Annotated in this window: 19 protein-coding genes and 3 tRNA genes; 6 read left to right on the top strand and 16 right to left on the bottom strand. The window is 53.2% G+C overall.

Features of this window, described 5'->3' with window-relative positions; genetic code table 11:
• The first annotated feature begins 90 nt into the window (after positions 1-90).
• The 4 genes from KZZ10_RS13965 to KZZ10_RS13950 all read left to right on the top strand — a co-directional run bounded on the left by KZZ10_RS13965 (position 91) and on the right by KZZ10_RS13950 (position 2,447).
• Positions 91-807, top strand: a complete 717-nt coding sequence (locus KZZ10_RS13965; protein ID WP_259662128.1) for a formylglycine-generating enzyme family protein — start codon at positions 91-93, stop codon at positions 805-807.
• Positions 808-885: 78 nt separating this feature from the next.
• A complete protein-coding gene (locus KZZ10_RS13960) occupies positions 886-1,230 on the top strand; it encodes a protein tyrosine phosphatase family protein (RefSeq protein WP_259662127.1) in 345 nt (114 codons plus the stop codon).
• Positions 1,231-1,321: 91 nt separating this feature from the next.
• Positions 1,322-1,795: a universal stress protein gene (locus tag KZZ10_RS13955; RefSeq protein WP_259662126.1), complete on the top strand. Its 474-nt coding sequence runs from the start codon at positions 1,322-1,324 to the stop codon at positions 1,793-1,795.
• Positions 1,796-1,943: 148 nt separating this feature from the next.
• Positions 1,944-2,447, top strand: a complete 504-nt coding sequence (locus KZZ10_RS13950; protein WP_259662125.1) for a peroxiredoxin — start codon at positions 1,944-1,946, stop codon at positions 2,445-2,447.
• 80 nt (positions 2,448-2,527) lie between these two features.
• Here the strand turns inward: KZZ10_RS13950 and KZZ10_RS13945 are convergent, their stop codons facing one another.
• The 16 genes from KZZ10_RS13945 to queA all read right to left on the bottom strand — a co-directional run bounded on the left by KZZ10_RS13945 (position 2,528) and on the right by queA (position 17,214).
• Positions 2,528-3,406 (bottom strand): hypothetical protein, encoded by an 879-nt coding sequence (locus KZZ10_RS13945; RefSeq protein ID WP_259662124.1) that lies wholly within the window; start codon positions 3,404-3,406, stop codon positions 2,528-2,530.
• 4 nt (positions 3,407-3,410) lie between these two features.
• Positions 3,411-4,382 carry a Bug family tripartite tricarboxylate transporter substrate binding protein gene (locus KZZ10_RS13940; RefSeq protein ID WP_259662123.1) on the bottom strand — a complete coding sequence of 324 codons (972 nt, stop codon included), beginning with the start codon at positions 4,380-4,382 and terminating at the stop codon, positions 3,411-3,413.
• Positions 4,383-4,579: 197 nt separating this feature from the next.
• Positions 4,580-4,656 (bottom strand) — tRNA-Asp (locus KZZ10_RS13935).
• 35 nt (positions 4,657-4,691) lie between these two features.
• Positions 4,692-4,767 (bottom strand) — tRNA-Glu (locus KZZ10_RS13930).
• 26 nt (positions 4,768-4,793) lie between these two features.
• Positions 4,794-4,869: transfer RNA gene (locus KZZ10_RS13925), tRNA-Ala, on the bottom strand.
• A 168-nt stretch (positions 4,870-5,037) separates the two neighbouring features.
• Positions 5,038-6,189 carry a GNAT family N-acetyltransferase gene (locus KZZ10_RS13920; protein ID WP_259662122.1) on the bottom strand — a complete coding sequence of 384 codons (1,152 nt, stop codon included), beginning with the start codon at positions 6,187-6,189 and terminating at the stop codon, positions 5,038-5,040.
• Complete coding sequence (lnt, locus tag KZZ10_RS13915) at positions 6,186-7,838, bottom strand: apolipoprotein N-acyltransferase (RefSeq protein ID WP_259662121.1); 1,653 nt, start codon at positions 7,836-7,838, stop codon at positions 6,186-6,188. The genes KZZ10_RS13920 and lnt overlap by 4 nt, the downstream gene beginning before the upstream one ends.
• Positions 7,835-8,722: a CorC family transporter gene (locus tag KZZ10_RS13910; RefSeq protein ID WP_259662120.1), complete on the bottom strand. Its 888-nt coding sequence runs from the start codon at positions 8,720-8,722 to the stop codon at positions 7,835-7,837. Before KZZ10_RS13910 ends, lnt begins: the two co-directional genes overlap by 4 nt.
• A 90-nt stretch (positions 8,723-8,812) precedes the next feature.
• Entirely contained in the window at positions 8,813-9,304 is a 492-nt protein-coding gene (gene ybeY / locus KZZ10_RS13905; protein WP_259662119.1) for an rRNA maturation RNase YbeY, read from the bottom strand.
• Positions 9,276-10,304: a PhoH family protein gene (locus tag KZZ10_RS13900; protein ID WP_259662118.1), complete on the bottom strand. Its 1,029-nt coding sequence runs from the start codon at positions 10,302-10,304 to the stop codon at positions 9,276-9,278. The genes ybeY and KZZ10_RS13900 overlap by 29 nt, the downstream gene beginning before the upstream one ends.
• Positions 10,301-11,686, bottom strand: coding sequence for a tRNA (N6-isopentenyl adenosine(37)-C2)-methylthiotransferase MiaB (miaB, locus tag KZZ10_RS13895; protein ID WP_259662225.1), 1,386 nt, complete (start codon positions 11,684-11,686; stop codon positions 10,301-10,303). The genes KZZ10_RS13900 and miaB overlap by 4 nt, the downstream gene beginning before the upstream one ends.
• Positions 11,687-11,726: 40 nt before the next feature.
• Positions 11,727-12,668, bottom strand: a complete 942-nt coding sequence (gene secF, locus KZZ10_RS13890) for a protein translocase subunit SecF (protein WP_259662117.1) — start codon at positions 12,666-12,668, stop codon at positions 11,727-11,729.
• Positions 12,669-12,672: 4 nt separating this feature from the next.
• Entirely contained in the window at positions 12,673-14,541 is a 1,869-nt protein-coding gene (gene secD, locus KZZ10_RS13885; RefSeq protein WP_259662116.1) for a protein translocase subunit SecD, read from the bottom strand.
• 64 nt (positions 14,542-14,605) lie between these two features.
• Positions 14,606-14,947 carry a preprotein translocase subunit YajC gene (gene yajC / locus KZZ10_RS13880; RefSeq protein ID WP_259662115.1) on the bottom strand — a complete coding sequence of 114 codons (342 nt, stop codon included), beginning with the start codon at positions 14,945-14,947 and terminating at the stop codon, positions 14,606-14,608.
• A 33-nt stretch (positions 14,948-14,980) separates the two neighbouring features.
• Positions 14,981-16,141, bottom strand: a complete 1,161-nt coding sequence (gene tgt / locus KZZ10_RS13875; protein WP_259662114.1) for a tRNA guanosine(34) transglycosylase Tgt — start codon at positions 16,139-16,141, stop codon at positions 14,981-14,983.
• The gene (queA, locus tag KZZ10_RS13870; RefSeq protein ID WP_259662113.1) at positions 16,138-17,214 is read right to left on the bottom strand and encodes a tRNA preQ1(34) S-adenosylmethionine ribosyltransferase-isomerase QueA; all 1,077 of its coding nucleotides are present in this window, start codon (positions 17,212-17,214) and stop codon (positions 16,138-16,140) included. The genes tgt and queA overlap by 4 nt, the downstream gene beginning before the upstream one ends.
• Before the next feature lie 62 nt (positions 17,215-17,276).
• On the opposite strand from queA, the gene dacB reads away from it, so the two are divergent.
• Positions 17,277-18,731, top strand: coding sequence for a D-alanyl-D-alanine carboxypeptidase/D-alanyl-D-alanine endopeptidase (gene dacB, locus KZZ10_RS13865; protein ID WP_375372574.1), 1,455 nt, complete (start codon positions 17,277-17,279; stop codon positions 18,729-18,731).
• Positions 18,732-18,760: 29 nt separating this feature from the next.
• Positions 18,761-19,474, top strand: coding sequence for a hypothetical protein (locus tag KZZ10_RS13860; RefSeq protein WP_259662112.1), 714 nt, complete (start codon positions 18,761-18,763; stop codon positions 19,472-19,474).
• Positions 19,475-19,517: the final 43 nt, after the last annotated feature.

Below are 19,517 nucleotides of genomic sequence, written 5' to 3'. Positions count from 1 at the left end.
TGTTTTGAGATACATTTGTACTGATGTTGCAATGTGTTTCGCAAAGTATCGCTCAAATTCGAGCTGTCACCAACTTATCTGATCTTGACCATGAAATTACTTCGATCCCTATACTCTTGGTGTGGCGTAACTGTTGTGTCGGTTTGCTTTGTGTGGCCTGCCGTTGCGGCACAGCCAACCAATGTCCGCGTGGAGATGGGCGACTATAAGATTGACGAAACTGAAGTCAGTATTGGGCGCTTTGCCGAATATGCCAAACGCAAAGCCGTGGTGACCGAGGCTGAGCGCAGCGGCGGTGGCTTTGAATATGTGATGGGTTGGCAAAAGCGAACCGGCTGGAACTGGCGTGCGCCCTTTGGCAGCCCCGGTGCACCCGACGAGCCGGCCGTACACATCAAATGGGACGAAGCGCAGGCCTTCTGCCAAGATGCGGGTGGGCGGCTACCGACCAAACAGGAGTGGATGCGCGCAGCCTATACCGAACAACGCTTGAATCCCCCCGCCCCTTTTGTGCGTGGCAAAACGTATCCCTACCCAACGGGCGATTCGCCCGAGGGAGCGAATACGCAAGGTGCCGGTGACGGCTGGGAGCGTCACGCGCCGGTTGGTAAAACGCGTAGGGGCGTCAACGGACTGTTTGATATGGGAGCCAACGCCTGGGAATGGCTAGCAGATGCACAAGGTGATAGCCGCCTGACTGGAGGCGGTTCTTGGTGGTATGGTCCCTCGCAAATGCGGTTGGAGGGCATGCAGTACAAGCATATAGACGTCTATGTCGTCTATATTGGCTTTCGCTGCGTATACTAGTAAGTATTGCTCAGTCTTATCTTTAATGCTCACTTACAACGCTAGCTTGATCTAGCCTATTTCTCTCGGAGCTGTTTCGTGTCGACGCCCATTAATTCCATCACCCCTGATTTCGCTGTAGCGCCGCAGTTGCAGCCCTCTGATATGGCAGCGGTTGCGGCCGCTGGGTTTAAAAGCGTCATCATTAACCGCCCGGACTATGAAGCGGGCCCGGATCAGCCAACGGCTGAGCAGGTTTCAGCAGCTGCGCGCGAAGCAGGTTTGCGGGTGGAGTATCAGCCAGTGGTCAGCGGTGCGATGACCCAAGATGATGTGGCTCGTTTTGCTGAGCTATTGCACACAATGCCTGCGCCTGTGCTGGCTTATTGCCGTTCGGGCACCCGCTGTACGGTGTTGTATCGGGCCGCAACCGGAAACGGTTGATTTGCGTCAACTCCAGCGCAAATGTTGCTGGAATTGTTGTAGCGACCCGTTTAGTATGAAACTGTTAATTTCTATTTAAAGGGGTCTGGCCATGTTTAAAAAAGTATTGATTCCTACCGACGGCTCACCTTTATCTGTGCAGTCGGCGAATGCTGGGATTAGCTACGCCCGGGCGACTGGCGCCGAAGTTGTAGCGCTCTACGTCACGCAGCCTTTTGCTGCGACGATTGGTTTCGATGGGATGTCAGCAGCGTATGCAGTCTCAGATACTGATTACGAGCAAGCCAATGCCGAGCAAGCTAAAAAGTATCTAAAGTCGATTCTAGATCGAGCGGACACGGCGAATGTCAAAGCGACTGTGCACGCTGTCTCGAACTTCAATATTGCTGATGGGATTGTGCAAGCGGCACAGGACTACGGTTGTGACATGATCTTTATCGGTAGCCATGGTCGTAGTGGCTTGTCGCGACTGCTTCTAGGTAGTGTGACAACCAAGGTTTTAGCTTTGACGCATATGCCAGTGTTGGTGTACCGGGTGAAAGACGAGCCTAAGCCTACCAAGTAGTTCTTCGTCATCAAATATAACCCCGCTACTCATGTGGGAATGAGCAGCGGGAGCAGACTCATTTCTTGCCTGACTGGCTTATGATAGCGGTCTAGCTGGGTTCAAGTGTGGCAGCCATCGCTGCCCGTGATGCCCGAGGAGAGAGCTCATGACAATCAAAGTTGGCGACCGAGTGCCCGACGCAACACTCACAGAATTCATTGAAACAGAAACAGCAGGTTGCACTCTTGGCCCAAACAACTTCCAAGTTGCTGATTTGGTCAAAGGCAAAAAGATCTTAATGTTCGCCTTGCCAGGCGCCTTTACACCAACGTGCTCCGCCAAGCATGTGCCTAGCTATGTCGAGCATAACGCCGCTATCAAAGCAAAAGGCGTTGATGAAGTGTGGTGCGTTGCTGTGAACGATGCGTTCGTCATGGGTGCTTGGGGACGTGACCAGAAAGTGGGTAGCAAAGTCCGCATGATGGGTGACGGTGCTGCACAGTGGACAAAAGCGCTCGGTCTTGAGCTTGACCTCACTGCCCGTGGCATGGGAGTTCGTTCGCAACGTTATGCTGCGTACATTGTTGACGGCGTAGTCAAGGTTCTGCATATCGAAGCGGCTGGCAAGTACGAAGTCAGTGACGCTGCTTCAATGCTCAAAGCGATCTAAATAGTTAGGCTGTAAAAAATGCCACACGAGTAAGCTCGATGTGGCATTTTTTATTGGCCCAAAGAATTGCGATGGTGTCGTTAGTCAAAGCGCCAGGTGACGCCTGCTTGAATGCGATTTGTATACGCTCCCGACCCAGAAAATACGCTACCAAAATTAGCTGCGTAGCGCTGAAATGACAAACCGAGATCGAGCGTTTTTGTAGGCGAATAAATCGCTGCGACCATACCGTAATTGATGAAGGACTGATCTGCAACGACGGGATTCGTGTTGATGCCCGCATCTAAAGCCAGTTTGAACTGCGGTGTAACACGCCATACCGGCGCGAGCGAAACCGAATAGAGATTTGTTCGATTCGGATCGTTACTAAAACCAACCGATTGACTTGTGTTGTAAGGGGCACGCAGGTACGCAACGTTGGCGTGCAACTCCGCCTCTTCCCAAAAATACGAGGCAATCGCAATCACGCCGTAGTTAAGTGCTGCGTTCCCTACCCCATAGTTTTGCTGCGCGCTTGTCGCGGGAAGAATCACTTGTGGCTTGATCGCGAGATTTAGCCCAGTCTCCCCATCGCCGTAAAACCGCCATTTCAGGCCAAAAGAGTAATTGGTGATGGAAGAGAAACTGCCTTTGGGGCTGCCGTAGTAAGTTGCACCAACAAATGCATCAAGCTCATCGGTGATGCCTCGCGTGTAGGTAAACGGTGCAGCGCGTACGGCACCTCCCCCTTCGTAATCGACAGTTGCGCTCGTTGGATCGATTTGCTCACCCCCCGCACCGTACTCTTTGGCAAAGCTGCCGTACAGTTCGACTTGGTTCGTCTTGTGTCCGACGGTACCTGCATCGTCTGTATTGAGTGGAGCGTACGCATGCGAAAGTGGTGTGAGTGTCAGCGCAGCTAACGCACATGCCGTCGTCCAAAGCGGGCGCAGGCAGTAGTTTGTGCGCTGAGTGTTCATCTATTTAGTCGACCTTAATGTTGGCCTGCTTAATAACACCAGCCCACTTCACGATTTCGGCATTGACAAACTTTGTCCACTCTTTCGCATCACGCGGATCAGGGATTGCACCGCGATCGATGATTCGTTTCTGGAAGTCAGGGTCATTGACGAGCTTGCGCACATCAGCACTAATCTTTTCCACAATCGCGGGTGGGGTACCTGCTGGTGCAATCAAACCGCCCCAGCCGCTACCCTCAAACCCAGGAAAGCCAAGCTCCGCGACCGTCGGGACATCAGGTAGCTGCGGGACGCGCTTTTCGCTTGTCATCGCAATCGCTTTGATTTTTCCAGCTTTGATTTGTGGCAAGGCAGAGGCCAGGCTGTCGACGGAGAGCGTAATTTGCCCACCGAGCAGGTCTGTCATTGCAGGACCGCTACCTTTGTAAGCCACACCGGTAAAGTCAATACCAGCCGTACTCTTGAAAAGCTCGCCTGTCAGGTGTTGCGAAGTGCCGATACCAGCATAGCCGACGTTTAACGCGTTCGGATTCTTCTTTGCACCAGCGATTAATTCGCCTAGCGTGTTGAAGGGCGACGAGGGGTGTGCAATGATCATTAAGGGCACGATAAACACACCGTTAACCATCACAAAGTCTTTTTGTGGATCGTAGGGCAATTTTGGATACAGACTTGGGTTGACTCCGATCGAACCGCTTGTACCAAACGTTAGTGTGTAGCCATCATTCGGTGCAGTTTTGCCAGCGAGCATACCGGCGATGGTGCTTGCGCGGTTGTCAACGATGACTTGTTGGCCCCAAACCTTTGTCAGACCGTCTGCTAATAAGCGTGCAACGATATCAGTCGCTTGTCCAGGAGGAAAAGGGACGATGATTTTGACGGGCTTGTTTGGAAAGTCACCCTGAGCCTGAACCCCGCCTGCCATTACGCAGACTAGACCGGTCAGCGCTGTTATTAGTAGTTTTTTCAGTAGCATGTCATCCACCCTATAAATAAAGACTGTCGTGCACTGTTGTGTGCACATCGTTAACGGCTATTAGGTTACCACTACGTGGCTCTGGGATAGACAACCCCCGAATCGCGATAGATGACCCAATATTAAAGCCAAGCATTTGAATATGCCGCTGAAAAAGAAAAAACCCCAGCGCATCGGCTAGGGTTCTCATTGATTTGTGGCGGAGCGGACGGGACTCGAACCCGCGACCCCCGGCGTGACAGGCCGGTATTCTAACCAACTGAACTACCGCTCCGCAGCGGTTACTGCCTACTAAACGAACCAGAAAACTGGCGTCCCCTAGGGGATTCGAACCCCTGTACTCACCGTGAAAGGGTGATGTCCTAGGCCTCTAGACGAAGGGGACAGGACTAATGCATTCTTCGCTTTAACTGGTGGAGGTAAGCGGGATCGAACCGCTGACCTCTTGCATGCCATGCAAGCGCTCTCCCAGCTGAGCTATACCCCCAAAAATTTCAGCACAGACCACTAAAGAACCGAACTGATAGCGCTTTGGAGGGACTGCCTTCGATTTTGGCACTCGGCATACAGCCCGCAGTGTGTCGTTAGCGAAGAAACGGGATTATGCACAAATTTTGGCTCTAGCGCAAGTCGGGAGGCTTCTGTAAAGCCTTGATCAGTCGCCGATTTCCGCCCGAAAAGGCGATTTTAGGGCGCCGATATATTGATTGACCCCCGTACGCTCTTTCTCCAGGAACTTTTCGACCGCATCGGCGAATCCTGAGTGGGCCAACCAGTGCGCCGACAAAGTCTGTACGGGCTCGAACCCTCGCGCAAGTTTGTGCTCGCCTTGGGCCCCACCTTCTATCACTGCGATGTCGTGCGAGAGCGCCCACTCAAGGGGGGTGTAGTAGGCCAGTTCAAAGTGGAGGCAGTCGACATGCTCGACTGCCCCCCAGTATCGTCCATACAGTTTGCGCTGTCCGTTGACGGTATCTAGCCAGAGCAGTGAGGCGGCGATGGGTTTGTTGTCTCGGTAGGCGAGGGTCACGACACAATGCTCGGAAAGTGTATGTCCGACCCAAGTAAAAAAAGCGGGTGTTAAATACGGAGGGTTGCCTCGTAGAGCATACGTGTTTGCGTAGCACTGATAAAAAAACTCCCAGTCGGCTGCTTGGATCTCGCTGCCGGTCAACACGCGGGTGGTGACCCCAGCGTCTTTTACTTTACGACGCTCAGCACGAATTTTTTTACGCTTGCTCTGGGTTAGGCTCGAGAGAAAGTCGTCGAAACTCTCCCAGCCCTTGTTTAGCCAGTGGAACTGGGTATGCGTGCGAGGCATGCACCCTGCTGCACAAAGCGCCTCTTGGTCCTCTGGCGAGGTGTAGAGGACATGCAGGGAGGAGAGTTTGCTTTCTTTAGCCCATTGCACCAACGCGCGTGCCGCAAGCGCTCGGTTCTTTGGGGCACAGAGTAGCCTTGCACCTGGTACTGGTGTAAACGGGATCGCACTTAGCCACTTTGGATAGTAGGCGAGGCCGTGGCGCTCGTAAGCCTCTGCCCATGCCCAGTCAAAGACGAACTCACCATACGAGTGGCTTTTCGCATAAAGAGGTATTGCGGCAATTAGTGCTCCCGACTCGTCGCGCAAGACAACGTGTTTGGGTTGCCAACCGGTCTTTATGGAGACGCTTGTTGATTCTTCAAAGGCGCTTAAAAAGGCGTGGCTGCTAAGGACAGAGCCACCGGTTTCGCTGACAAGTGCATCCCAAAGTTTGGCGTTAATGTCACCCATTCGGTCGAGCGCTTCTATGCGGATTGCGCTCATGCGGTTGGGTGCTGCCGCTTGTCAACGCGTGCTTTCATCAACAGTGCTGCGCTCAGTATGGCAAGCGATAGCAGCAAACTTGCCCAGTCGCCAACGCGTGCGTAGGGCGTTGTACCTTGCTGCCCTTGCACACTGACATCTAGTACCCCGGAGCGATGCGTGGGTAATGTTGCGATCACTTGTCCGTGCTGATTGATTGCGCCCGTAACACCTGTGTTTGTTGCGCGCACCATTGGTCGAGAGGTTTCGATGGAGCGCATGCGTGCCATTTGCCAGTGTTGTCGCAATGCCCAGGAGTCACCAAACCAACCAAGATTGCTAAAGTTAGCGAGGATGGTCGCACCGGATATCGTAGATACCGTGTTCGGCGTTTGAGTAATTGCGCTAAGCAGTTCATCGCCGAAGATATCTTCGTAGCAAATGTTTGCAGCAATGTGCTGGTCTTTCACGAGGAATGGAGGCTGGGACTTCGCGCCGCGATGGAAATCGCCCATCGGAATTGACATCAAGTCTACGAACCAACGAAATCCCCAGGGGATGAATTCTCCGAAAGGCACGAGATGATGCTTGTCATAGCGTAAACCAGTTGCCGCGAGTTGGACTTGTTCGACGGTCGTGTCCGGGGTGATGCCGATCACGCTGTTGGTATAGCTGCGGTCCTGTGCGTTGAAAAGTGCGCTTCCCATCAGCAGTGTCGCAGACTGTTGCTTTGCCACCTCGATCCACGCCTGCCAAACCGAGGGTGCGAGTTGATGCTGAAAAACGGCCAGCACCGTCTCAGGTAAAAGGATGGCCGCCGGTGTTGGGCTATTTGTCGGGGTTGGTGTTTGGGCCAACTTCAGATGCTGAGCAATCGCCTCTTGCAAGTGAGCGGGCGTAAATTTGAGCCCTTGTTCGATATTGCCTTGTATGAGGCGCAATGCGATTGGCGAGCCAACCGGTTGTGTCCAGTTTATTTTCCCAAGACCCCAGCCGAGTAATCCGATCATTAGTGCGATGACACCTGCCATTGCGTACGACGGTTGAGAGGCAACGCGCTTTTGTGGGTCTTTCATGATCAGCCCTGCGATCACTGCAGCCACAAAGGCGGTGATAAAAGATACCCCGTACACACCGAGCAGGCTTGCCCACGGTGCGAACCAGCTATCCACATGCGCGTAGCCACTACTTAACCAAGGAAAGCCAGTGAACAAGTTTGCCCGTAGCCATTCACTAAACGTCCAGGCAGCGGCCCAAATGAGAGAAGCCCAAACTGGCGCACTCAGCGCGTTCGGTGCGCGGGTAGGGTCAAAGCCAAAGCGCCTCGTCAACCAAGCGGCAAGTGCGATAAAAAGTGAAAGATAGCCGCTCAGCGCGAGCAGCGAAATAATTGCAATGGGCAGTGGCATCAATCCATACACATGCATACTGATCGTTAGCCAGTAAAGCCCAACTGCAAAGTGCGCTAATCCGAAGAGCCAAGCCCGACGAGCGGCGTGTAACGGACTCGGCGCGCGCCAGACCCAAGCCACCAGTAGCGCCATCGTCGCGAATTGGACAAAGCTTAGGGACCAACTGGGCAGAGGCTCTGGTGCATAAGTGAGCGCTTGCGTTGCACCTGCGGCGAGTAGCCCAAAGGCTAAACGCCATTTGAGCCAGAAATGCCTCACGATGTTTGGGGAACCCGGAGGGATTCAGCTCCCGTGCGCTGTTTCACGCGCAGCCATAGCGCGCGTCGTGCATCAGCACGCATAACTTCAAACCGATAGTCTCCGTGCTGTTGAATATCACCCCGCTTGGGAATTCTTCCAAGCTCGTGTGCCAGCCATCCGCCAACGGTATCGTACTCGCCCACCGGAATATCGGTGTTAAGTGCCGCATTGACCGCTTCGATTTCAGTTGTAGCAAGAATACGCCAAGCGCGTATTCCATCGGAAAAAATGGTTTTCTCTCCATCGACGTCATATTCGTCTTCGATCGATCCGACGATTTGTTCGAGTACATCTTCGAGTGTGACCAGGCCGGTAATGCCACCATGTTCATCAATCACAATCGCTAGGTGGTTCCGATTGCGTCTGAACTCTTGTAGCAAAACATTCAAGCGTTTTGTTTCAGGTATGAAAATCGCAGGACGGACGAAGTCTTTGAGAGATAAATCGGGAGTCACCATTAAACGTAGTAGATCTTTGGTCATCACAATACCGATGATATTGTCACGACTGCCTTCAAACACGGGGAATCGCGAGTGTGCGGTCTCAATGATTTCAGGCATGAGGGCAGTGATTGGCTCCTCGACATCAAGCATATCCATCCTGCCCCGCGGCACCATGACATCCATCGCGGTCTGTTCGGCGACAGCCAAGGTGCCTTTCAGCATCGAGTAGGCGTCGGCATCGATGAGATTACGTTCGCGCGCGGCCTCGAGCACCGATACGATACCTTCCCGATCTTCGGGCTCACGGCGCATAAGGGAAAGCAGGCGATCTAGCAGGCGGGGTCTGTTTGACTTGGCCGAAGGGCTGGTCACTTCGGCAGCAGGATAGGGATCTGACATTGTCCGGGGACAGAGTGGAGGAAGCCTTAGGATAACCTGAAAGTGGCCGATTAGTTGTGTATCTCCGACGAATGGTGTTCGAGAGAGGCGTTATGCCAGGTAATAAGGATCACTTATTCCCATTTCGGCGAGAATTTCAATTTCAAGAGCTTCCATTTTTTTTGCATCACGGACGCGCAAGTGGTCATAACCGAGCGCGTGTAATGTTCCGTGCACAGTCAGGTGTGCCGCATGACAAAGAAAGTCTTTGCGTTGCGTGCGCGCTTCTTGCTTAATAATCGGCAAGCACAGCACGATGTCGGCTGACGCAATGCCATCCGGTGCTAGACCGTACTCAAAGGTCAAAACGTTGGTGGCGTAGTCTTTGTCACGATATTGCGCGTTAAGGGCGCGCGCATCCGCTGTGCCTTCTATTCTTACGACGACCGCAAAAGTAGAAAATGTAAAAGCTTGATCGCGCAGAGCGGCTATTAAAGAGCGTTGTACCCAGCGCCGAATGCGCCAGCGTGGCAAGAGCGGCGCTGACACGCCGTATTGAACTGCCAGTGCGAGCTTAACTGTTGGTTTGTTCGGCTTGCTCATAGGCATCCACGATGCGCGCAACCAAAGGATGACGCACAACATCTTTGCTAGTGAATTTGGTCATCGCAATTCCCTTCACATCTTGCAGCACCTGAACAGCATGGGCGAGCCCACTTTTGTGGCCTTTGGGAAGATCGACTTGCGAGGGGTCGCCAGTGATGACTGCTTTGCTGCCAAAGCCAATACGTGTCAGAAACATTTTCATTTGCTCTGGCGTGGTGTTTTGTGCTTCATCTAGGATCACAAAGGCGTGATTCAGCGTGCGTCCTCGCATGTAGGCGAGCGGTGCGATCTCAATGGTTTGTTTTTCAAACAGACGTTGTACGCGTTCAAAGCCCATTAAGTCGTATAGTGCGTCGTAGAGCGGGCGCAAATATGGGTCAACTTTTTGTGCGAGGTCTCCGGGTAAGAACCCCAGACGCTCGCCTGCCTCGACCGCTGGCCTCGTCAAAATGAGACGCTGAACTGTGTCGCGCTCCATGGCATCAATTGCGCAGGCGACTGCGAGCCAGGTCTTCCCCGTGCCGGCAGGGCCAACTCCGAAAGTGATGTCATGCTTCAAAATGTTGTTCAAGTAATCCCGCTGACGTGGCGTGCGAGGACGCAAATCGCTGCGGCGCGTGCGTAGCGCGATCGTACCGCTTTCATCATCGAGCGGAGGAAAATCTTTGGGGTCGAATTGCTGAACGGCTGGATGCGCTAAGCGGCCAACGCCAATCTCAACCAAGGCAAGCTGTATGTCATCAATAGACAGCGCACGCTGTGCGGCACGCTCAAATAAGGCTAACAACATTGTTCCCGCAGCTTCGGCGTAAGGGCCCCGCAGGGAAATCGTATCCGCTTGTCGAGAAAGATCCAGATCAAGGCCGTCCGCGATTCGTCGTAGATTCTCATCCAATGGCCCGCACAGATTAGAAAGCTGCTGGTTGCTACCTTCCAGTTTGACTTTTACTGGGACGACGCGGCCACGCGTCGAAGTTTTGGCGGGTGAGCGACTCATGTGTGTGCCACGCGTCCACGAAAGGTGTTGGTCATTGCATCGGTGATCACGACATCAATCATTTGACCGATTAAGCGCGGGTGACCAGCAAAATTCACGATGCGATTATTCTCTGTACGGCCACTTAATTCGTTCGCATCGCGTGTGGATGTACCCTCCACTAAGATTCGTTGGGTTGAGCCCACCATGCTGCGTGCGATGGCGTGGGCCTGTTCATTAATACGCGCTTGTAGTTTTTGTAAACGCTGCAGCTTCACAGTTTGAGGTGTGTCGTCAGTGAGGTCAGCGGCTGGGGTGCCGGGACGGCGCGAGTAGACGAACGAAAACGAGGTGTCAAAGCCGATATCGTCGATAAGCTTCATTGTTTTTTCGAAGTCTTCTTCGGTTTCCCCCGGGAAGCCAACAATAAAGTCTGAAGAAAGCGTCAAGCCGGGACGTGCAGCCCGCAGCTTACGTACGACCGATTTGAATTCAATCGCGGTGTAGCCACGCTTCATCGCGGCGAGTACACGATCGCTACCCGCCTGCACTGGTAAGTGTAAAAAAGAGACAAGCTTTGGTAGACGCGCATAGACGTCGATCATGCGCGCAGTCATTTCCTTTGGATGCGATGTTGTGTAGCGAATGCGTTCGATGCCGGGAATCTCGTGCACGTACTCCAATAGCGTCGCAAAGTCGGCAATCTCAGTCTTGCCATGTTCGTCCTCCGCCATCTTGCCGCGGTATGCATTCACGTTTTGACCAAGCAAGGTCACTTCTTTTACACCTTGATCGGCCAAGTCAGCGACTTCGATCAACACATCTTCGAACGGCCGTGACATCTCTTCACCACGGGTATAAGGCACGACACAAAAGCTGCAATACTTGCTGCAGCCTTCCATGATCGACACGAAGGCAGTGGCGCCTTGCACGCGCGCCGGCGGCATCGCATCAAACTTTTCAATTTCAGGGAAACTGATGTCGACTTGTGAACGGCCCTCGGCCTTGCGTCGTGCAATCAGGTCTGGTAGCCGGTGTAGCGTTTGGGGCCCAAACACGACATCGACATAGGGGGCGCGATCGACAATAGAGCTGCCTTCCTGACTGGCAACGCAACCGCCTACGCCAATGATGAGATCCGGGTTTAAGGCCTTAAGATGTTTGACTCTGCCGAGATCTGAAAATACTTTTTCCTGCGCTTTTTCGCGCACCGAGCAGGTATTAAAGAGGATGACGTCGGCATCTTCAGGATTATTTGTGACGACGACCCCGCGCTCTTGGCCAAGCACATCGAGCATCTTGTCGGAGTCGTATTCATTCATCTGGCACCCGAAGGTACGAATGAATACTCTTTTTGGATTTGCGGGTTTATCACCCGGTACAGCATTGTCTTTGTTTTGCATGATATTGCCGGAGCGGGTGTTGATCCCGTGGGCAGAAAAATTATTCTTGATAAACCTCTTCGACTTCATCGGCCTTTTTGATCGGTTTAATCATGTCTTCGCGTTTGATGCCGAGCCACATCGCAATGGCGGCAGCCACAAACACGGAAGAATAAATACCAAACCAAATGCCGATTGTGAGTGCGAGGGCAAAGTAGTGCAGGGTGGGACCACCAAAAATGAGCATGGCCAGTACCATCATTTGCGTAGAGCCGTGCGTGATGATGGTTCGAGAAATGGTTTGTGTGATGGCGCCATCAATAACTTCGCGGACGGTTGCGCCACGATCCCGACGGAAGTTTTCACGAATTCGGTCCATGATCACCACGGATTCGTTTACCGAATACCCAAGAACCGCCAGTACGCCTGCTAAAACAGAGAGAGAAAACTCCCACTGAAAAAACGCAAAGAAGCCGAGAATAATCACCACGTCATGGAGGTTCGCCAGCACACCAGCGACAGCGAACTTCCATTCGAAACGCACTGCAAGATATATCGTGATGCCAATCACCACAAAAAGCAGGGCTAGCAACCCGTTCTCAACAAGTTCCTTACCCACTTGAGGACCAACGAATTCAACGCGTCGTAATTCGACTGTTGAGTCTGACGCCTTTAGCGCCTTCATGACGGTGTCACTTTGTGTCGCTGAGCTTTGTCCTGCGGCAAGTGGCAGCCGGATCATGACGTCGCGCGAGGTACCAAAGTTCTGCACCTGAAAGTCGGTGTATCCGAGCCCCGTCAATGCAGAACGGACTTTCTCGAGCTGAGCGGCTTGAGCGTAGTTCACCTCCATGACCGTTCCACCTGTGAATTCAATCGACAGATGAAAACCTCTGATTGCTATGAAGAATACGGCAGCAACGAAGGTGAGGAAGCTAATGGCATTCAGCACCAGCGCATTGCGCATGAATGGGATGGTGCGGCCGATTCGGAATAATTCCATGATGTCAGTCCTTTGGTTTCCAGACTGTTCCAATCGAGATCGATTGGAGCTTCTTTTTGTGACCGTACCAGAGGTTGGCTAGTGCACGCACACCAACAACAGCCGAGAACATCGAGGTCAGAATGCCGAGGCAGTGCACGACCGCAAAGCCTCGAACCGGTCCTGTACCAAAAACCAAGAGCGCAACACCAACGATGAGCGTGGTGAGGTTCGAGTCAAGAATCGTGCCCCAGGCGCGTTCAAATCCTAGATGGATGGCGTTTTGTGGTGATTCGCCGTTACGCAACTCTTCACGTATCCGTTCATTAATCAGGACGTTCGCATCAATTGCCATGCCAAGCGTCAGTGCGATCGCAGCAATACCCGGTAAGGTCAGGGTCGCTTGCAGCATTGACAAGATTGCAAGCAACAACAGAATGTTCAGAGCTAAGCCGGCAGTGGAGAACGCTCCAAACAGGTGGTAGTAGACCAGCATGAAAATAGCGATCGCAATGAAGCCATAGAGCGTTGAGTTAAAGCCTTTGGCGATATTGTCGGCTCCTAAGCTTGGTCCGATCGTACGCTCCTCAATGATTTCCATAGGAGCTGCCAGTGAGCCCGCACGCAATAGCAGTGCAGTATCTGCGGCTTCTTCTGCGCTCATGCTGCCTGATATTTGAACTTGCCCGCCAGGGATTTCGCCACGAATGACTGGCGCTGTGACTACCTCACCACGACCCTTTTCAAATAGCAAAATAGCCATACGCTTGCCAACGTTGTCGCGTGTCACGTCGCGGAAGATGCGTGCGCCTTTTTGGTCAAGTGTCAGATGAACAGCGGCTTGTTGTGATTGGCTGTCACGCCCCGCTTGTGCGTCTTGCAAGTTTTCACCTGTTAACACAACCTGGCGTCGAACAAGAATGGGTCGTCCGTCTCGGTCTTGATAACGCTCAAGACCAAACGGAACTGTGCCAGCGGCCAGCGCACTTGCCGCTGCGGGGGTGTCATCCACCATACGAATTTCAAGGGTCGCCGTACGGCCCAGAATATCCTTTGCTTTTGCCACATCTTGGACACCAGGCAATTGCACAACAATCCTGTCAGATCCTTGTTGTTGTATGACAGGCTCGGCCACGCCGAGCTCATTAATCCGGTTATGAAGTGTGGTGATATTTTGAGAGAGTGCTTTCGCTTGCACTGTCGTGATAGCACTTTGACTCAAGACACCGACAACTTGCAGGCGCGCACCATCTGTGCGCTCTGTCATTTGCAAGTCTGGGTGTCGCGTACGCAAGGCAGAGATTGCACGGTCGCGTGTACCCGCGTTGCTGAAAGACAAAACAACCGACATGCCGCTGCGTTCAACGCCACCGCTTTCAATGCGTTGCTCGCGCAGGATGGCCCGCAGATCCGTGACCAGTGAGTCGTAGCGAGCGGTCAGTGCCCCTTGCATGTCAACTTGCAGCAGGAAATGGACCCCTCCGCGCAAATCCAGACCCAGATACATCGGGTTGGCGCCGATTGCGCTTAACCAGCTTGGCGAGGCAGGTAACAGGTTGAGTGCTACCGTATAGCTAGGATCTGATGGATTAGGGTTAAGTGCTTTTTCAATCAGGTCGCGCGCCTGAATTTGAGTGTCGGTGTTCGCAAAACGCACTCGTATGGTTCCAACAGGGCCGTTTTGATCAAACGAGGCACCTGCGCTCGCGATCTTTGCCTGTTGAAGAATACCCTGCACGCGATCGAGCATGCCAGCATCGATCTTCAGTGTGGCCTTGGCGCTAGAAATTTGCACAGCGGGCGATTCGCCGTACAGGTTTGGCAGGGTGTAGAGCAGGCCGATCACAACCGCGATCAGCACCGTCAGGTATTTCCAAAGGGGATAGCGGTTCATTGCCGACGGGGATCAAAAGGGATTGCACCCCACCGCAACATGCGGCGGGGCGGTACAAAAAAAATTACAGCGCCTTGATCGTGCCTTTTGGCAAGACGGCTGACACCGATGCTTTTTGCATAACGACTTCTACAGCTTTGTCGCCATGCTCGGCAATTTGAATCGTGACATAGCTGTCGCTGACTTTTGTCACTGTGCCCAGCAAACCACCAGCGCTGATGACTTCGTCACCTTTGGCTAACGCGGCAATCAATGCTTTGTGTTCTTTCTGGCGTTTCATCTGGGGACGAATCATCAAAAAGTACAAAACGACAAACATCAAAATAATGGGGGCCATCCCCATTAGCGAGCCAGCCGTGTCGCTGGCTTGAGCCAGCACGAGGCTGGAAACTGATTGAGCAGACATTAAGGTCTCCTTTGGATATATGCGAAACGCTGGCTATTGTAACGATTTGGTGGCGCGATCTCGAGCAAATTGCATTCTCCAGGCTTGAAACCTTCCCGCGGCGATGGCTTCTCGCATTTCCTGCATGATAGTGAGGTAGAAGTGCAAGTTGTGAAGAGTGTTGAGTCTTGAGCCCGTTATTTCGTTTGAACGCTGTAAATGATGCAAGTACGAGAGGGAAAAATTCGCGCACGTGTGGCAGCTGCAACTGGGGTCTAGTGGTCGGGTGTCGTCCCGGTAACGGGCATTACGGATTTTTACGTCACCAAAACGGGTAAATAGCCAGCCATTGCGGGCATTGCGAGTGGGCATGACACAGTCAAACATGTCGATTCCTTGAGCCACACCGTCGACCAAGTCCTCTGGTGTGCCGACTCCCATTAGGTAGCGGGGGGCATTTGCCGGCAGTTTGGGGGCAACATGCTTCAAAATCCGTAACATGTCTTCTTTAGGTTCGCCCACAGAGAGCCCGCCAATGGCATAGCCTTGGAAACCGATATCTTCTAGGCCCGCTAAGGACTCATCGCGTAAGGTCTCAAACATCCCCCCCTGCACGATGCCAAACAACGCGTTGGGGTTTTCGAGAGAATCAAACGCTTCGCGCGAGCGGCGAGCCCAGCGCAAAGACATACGCATGGATCGGGCTGCCTCTTCGGAGGTGGCTGGCTTGTCCTTGATCATGTAGGGCGTGCATTCGTCAAAAACCATTGCAATGTCGGAGTTCAGCGCCGTCTGAATCCGCATGGATTCTTCCGGCGTTAGAAATAATCTTGCGCCATCGATGGGCGAGGCAAACTTCACGCCTTCTTCGGAAATTTTCCGCATTCCCTGCAAACTAAATACCTGAAAACCGCCAGAGTCCGTCAGGATCGGGGCGAACCATTGCATGAAACCGTGCAGCCCACCGTGTTTGGCGATGACTTCGGTGCCTGGACGCAACCACAAGTGAAAGGTGTTCCCCAACACAATTTGCGCACCGACCTCTGTTAATTCATGCGGCATCATCGCTTTGACGCTGCCATAAGTGCCTACGGGCATAAAGATCGGTGTCTCGACTACGCCGTGATTCAACGTCATGCGTCCACGACGAGCCAGACCGTCAGTAGCCTGCAGCTCAAAAGAGAGGCCGTTTACAGGTTTTGGGGTGTCGGTCATGGGGTCTTCCTCTGTTCGAGAAACATTGCGTCGCCGTAACTAAAAAAACGGTAGCGCTCTGCAATCGCATGCTGGTAGGCGGCTTTCATACTGTCGAGCCCAATAAAGGCCGCAACGAGCATCAGTAATGTAGATTGCGGCAAGTGGAAGTTAGTCAACATAGCGTCTACCACCCGGTAGCGAAAGCCAGGGGTGATGAACAGGCGGGTGTCACCCGATTGTGGAGAAGTCAATGCAGGTTGTGCTTGGGCTGCAGACTCTAGGGCACGGACACTGGTGGTGCCTACTGCAACGACACGGCCACCTTGAGCCCTTGTCTGGGCAATCGCATCGATCGTCGCCTGTGGTACGGTGTAGCGCTCGGCGTGCATGATGTGCGTTTCAAGATTGTTATCGCGCACAGGTTGGAAGGTTCCTGCGCCAACATGTAAGGTCACGAAGGCTCTTGTTACGCCAAGCGCATCCAGGCGTTCAAACATTTCTTGATCAAAATGCAAACCAGCGGTCGGTGCAGCAACGGCACCGGGTTCGCGAGCGTAAACGGTTTGGTAGCGCTCAGTGTCGCTTGCGTCTGGCTGGTGGGTGATGTAAGGCGGCAGGGGGACGGCGCCATGCTCAGCGAGGGCATCGAGTACAGGCCGATCAAACTGCAGAACGAATAGGTCGTCGCTTCGGCCTAAGACCTTGACCGAAATCGTTTCGGCCAGTGTCAGCAGGGTGCCCGGGATCGGCGACTTACTAGCGCGCACATGAGCAAGGGCTTGGTTATCCTCGGTAATGCGTTCGACCAAGACCTCGACCTTACCGCCGCTGGACTTCTGTCCGATTAAACGCGCTTGTATGACCCGTGTATCGTTGAGTACCAGTAAATCTTTCGAGGTCAATAGGGACACCAAGTCCCCAAAACCAAGATCGCGTCGATCGCCCTTGCAGTCGACATGCAATAAGCGGCTCCTGGAGCGCACGGCCGCAGGCACCTGAGCAATTAGCTCAGGCGGCAAGTGGTAGTCAAAATCAGAAAGAGACAAAGAGGTCGACACGCGTTTTGTTCGCTTTTTTACAAGAGGGCGCATTTTAAGCCGGGCAGACGCTTTTTTTGTATGCTGTCGGTTCAACTCGCTAAATAGGTGACGTAATGATCGTAGGCAAAGCGAAGGTCAGCATGTGGCTGGGCAGGTGTGCGGTGTTGGCGACGCTGTTGGGCGGTGCGGGGGCGGCATGGCAAGTTCAAGCCCAGAGCGGGTTGCCCCCCGAGTTAGCACAAGCCTGGGCCAAGACCAAGCTACCAGAGTCTTCTTTGTCTGTCTTGGTGCAGGAAATTGGTGGGCCCAGACTGTTCGCAATCTCCCCCGAGACCCCACGTAACCCCGCCTCCGTGATGAAGCTAGTGACCACCTACGCTGCAATCTCGCGCTTGGGTCCGAATTATGTGTGGAATACGAGTTTCCTATTAAGTCCAGACTCTCAGGTTAGTGACCAGGGTGTACTGAAAGGACCTTTGTATCTTCGCGCCGGCGGTGATCCTGTTTTGATGTTGCAAGATGTGTGGCGCCTCTTGCGAGACTTGCGTTTGCGGGGCATCCGAGAGATTTCCGATATCGTTGTGGATCGATCGGTTTTTGGTGAAGTCACGATAGACCCTGGTGCATTCGACGGCGCCGCAGATCGTCCTTATAACGCTAGCCCGGATGCCTTCATGGTGGGCTTTGGGGCCGTTCGGCTTGTTTTCTCCCCCGATCCGGCGAGTCGAACCTGGAAGTCGTTCATCGACCCTCCAATCCCTGGTGTTGTCGTTGAGGGCAACGTGCAATGGGCCGACGGACAATGTCCGGGGTCACCTGCCGTGACTACAGACACCACGTCAGATGGGTCGACGGTTCGGATACGCGTGAGTGGCAGAGGCGCTGGGTCCTGTGGCGAGTTTGATGTGTTTCGTTTGGCCTTCTCCCAGCAAGAGTTTGGTGCAAAAGTATTACAAACATTATGGAAAGAGCTTGGCGGCACGATGACCGGTCAGGTCCGAACGGGTTCCATTCCATCGAATGCCACCGCCATTGCGTCGCATCAGTCGCCGCCTTTGTCTGAGGTGATTCGCTTGATTAATAAACGTAGCAATAACGTGATGACGCGTGTGCTGTTGTTGACGCTTGGCGCTGAGGCAGGCAGACGTCCTGCGAATGTTTCAGGTAGTGTGCAGATCGCGCAAGACGTCTTGGCAAGGCAAGGCCTGCCGATGAAGGGGCTGGTATTGGATAACGGTTCCGGCTTATCTCGAAATGGGGTGGTATCGGCGGATAGTCTGGCGCAAATGCTGCAAAAAGCGTGGATGTCTCCTGTGATGCCTGAATACGTATCTTCGCTGGCAATTCTTGGTACTGATGGGACGACCCGTAACCGGTTACGCGATCCCGCTACTAAGTCTATGGCGCATCTTAAAACGGGTGCGTTGCGCGACGTGCGTTCCGTTGCAGGCTATGTCTGGTCGAGCAGCGGCAAACGCTATATAGTTGTCAGTATGGTCAATCATGATCGTGCGCATGATGCGCGGTCTTTTGAAAATGCGTTAATCGCTTGGCTTACCGCGAAATAAATTTAACCGATGCAACCTGGTAAGCACCCATGAATGTTCGTCATGCCCTCTTGGGTGTAGTGGTCCTACTGTCTGGCGTATCAGCGCACGCCGGTATTTGTGATGCCAAGTTTTTTCATAATGGTGGACTGATAGAAATCACGGGTAAGGGCATCGTTCAAGTCAACGCACGCATGACTTTTAGTCATGTTAAGAAAACCGGTAAACAAAGCTGTCAGGCACAAGTCAAAGGTAATGCGAGTTACGCCTTGTTTGGTTTGTTAACAGGTGCTGCGGAGCTCGATCATGTCCTGACGGCCAACGACTTGCAGGCGAAGCTGATTAAAAGCGGTCCTGGTCAGACGGCTGAGGCAGAAGCGTTTGATATGCAGATGGTCAGTATTTTTGGTTATGGAACTGTGATCAAAGCACCAGGACAACGGTTGGCGCCACAAAATTTTCGGCTTGCGATTGGGGATCCTCGCAAGGGACCCACCACTGCGCTAACGGTTCGCGTTGGCGAGAAAATTGTGGGTACCCGTCAGTCGATCGATACCGCGTTAGGGCCGCAATTATGTTGGCCGGTTAGATATCCGCGAGGCACCGAGCAAACGATGGCGAACATACGTGGTGTGGTCATCGCCATTCCAGCGGTGCAGTCTTATGTCACGGACTGGTACTGCCCTGCGGTGAGTCTTGTGATGAAACAGGAAATTGAACAAGCTGGTCAGCGCGCAGTGATTGAGGTCAAGACGGTTCGTTGATGCAGATCACTTCATCACCTCCTACTCGGCCGTTCCTTCTGTG

Source organism: Zwartia hollandica (assembly GCF_019923725.1).
Classification (GTDB): Bacteria; Pseudomonadota; Gammaproteobacteria; order Burkholderiales; family Burkholderiaceae_B; genus Zwartia; species Zwartia hollandica.
The sequence above is the reverse complement of the archived record's forward strand: the minus strand, read 5'-3'. Positions and strand labels throughout refer to the sequence as shown.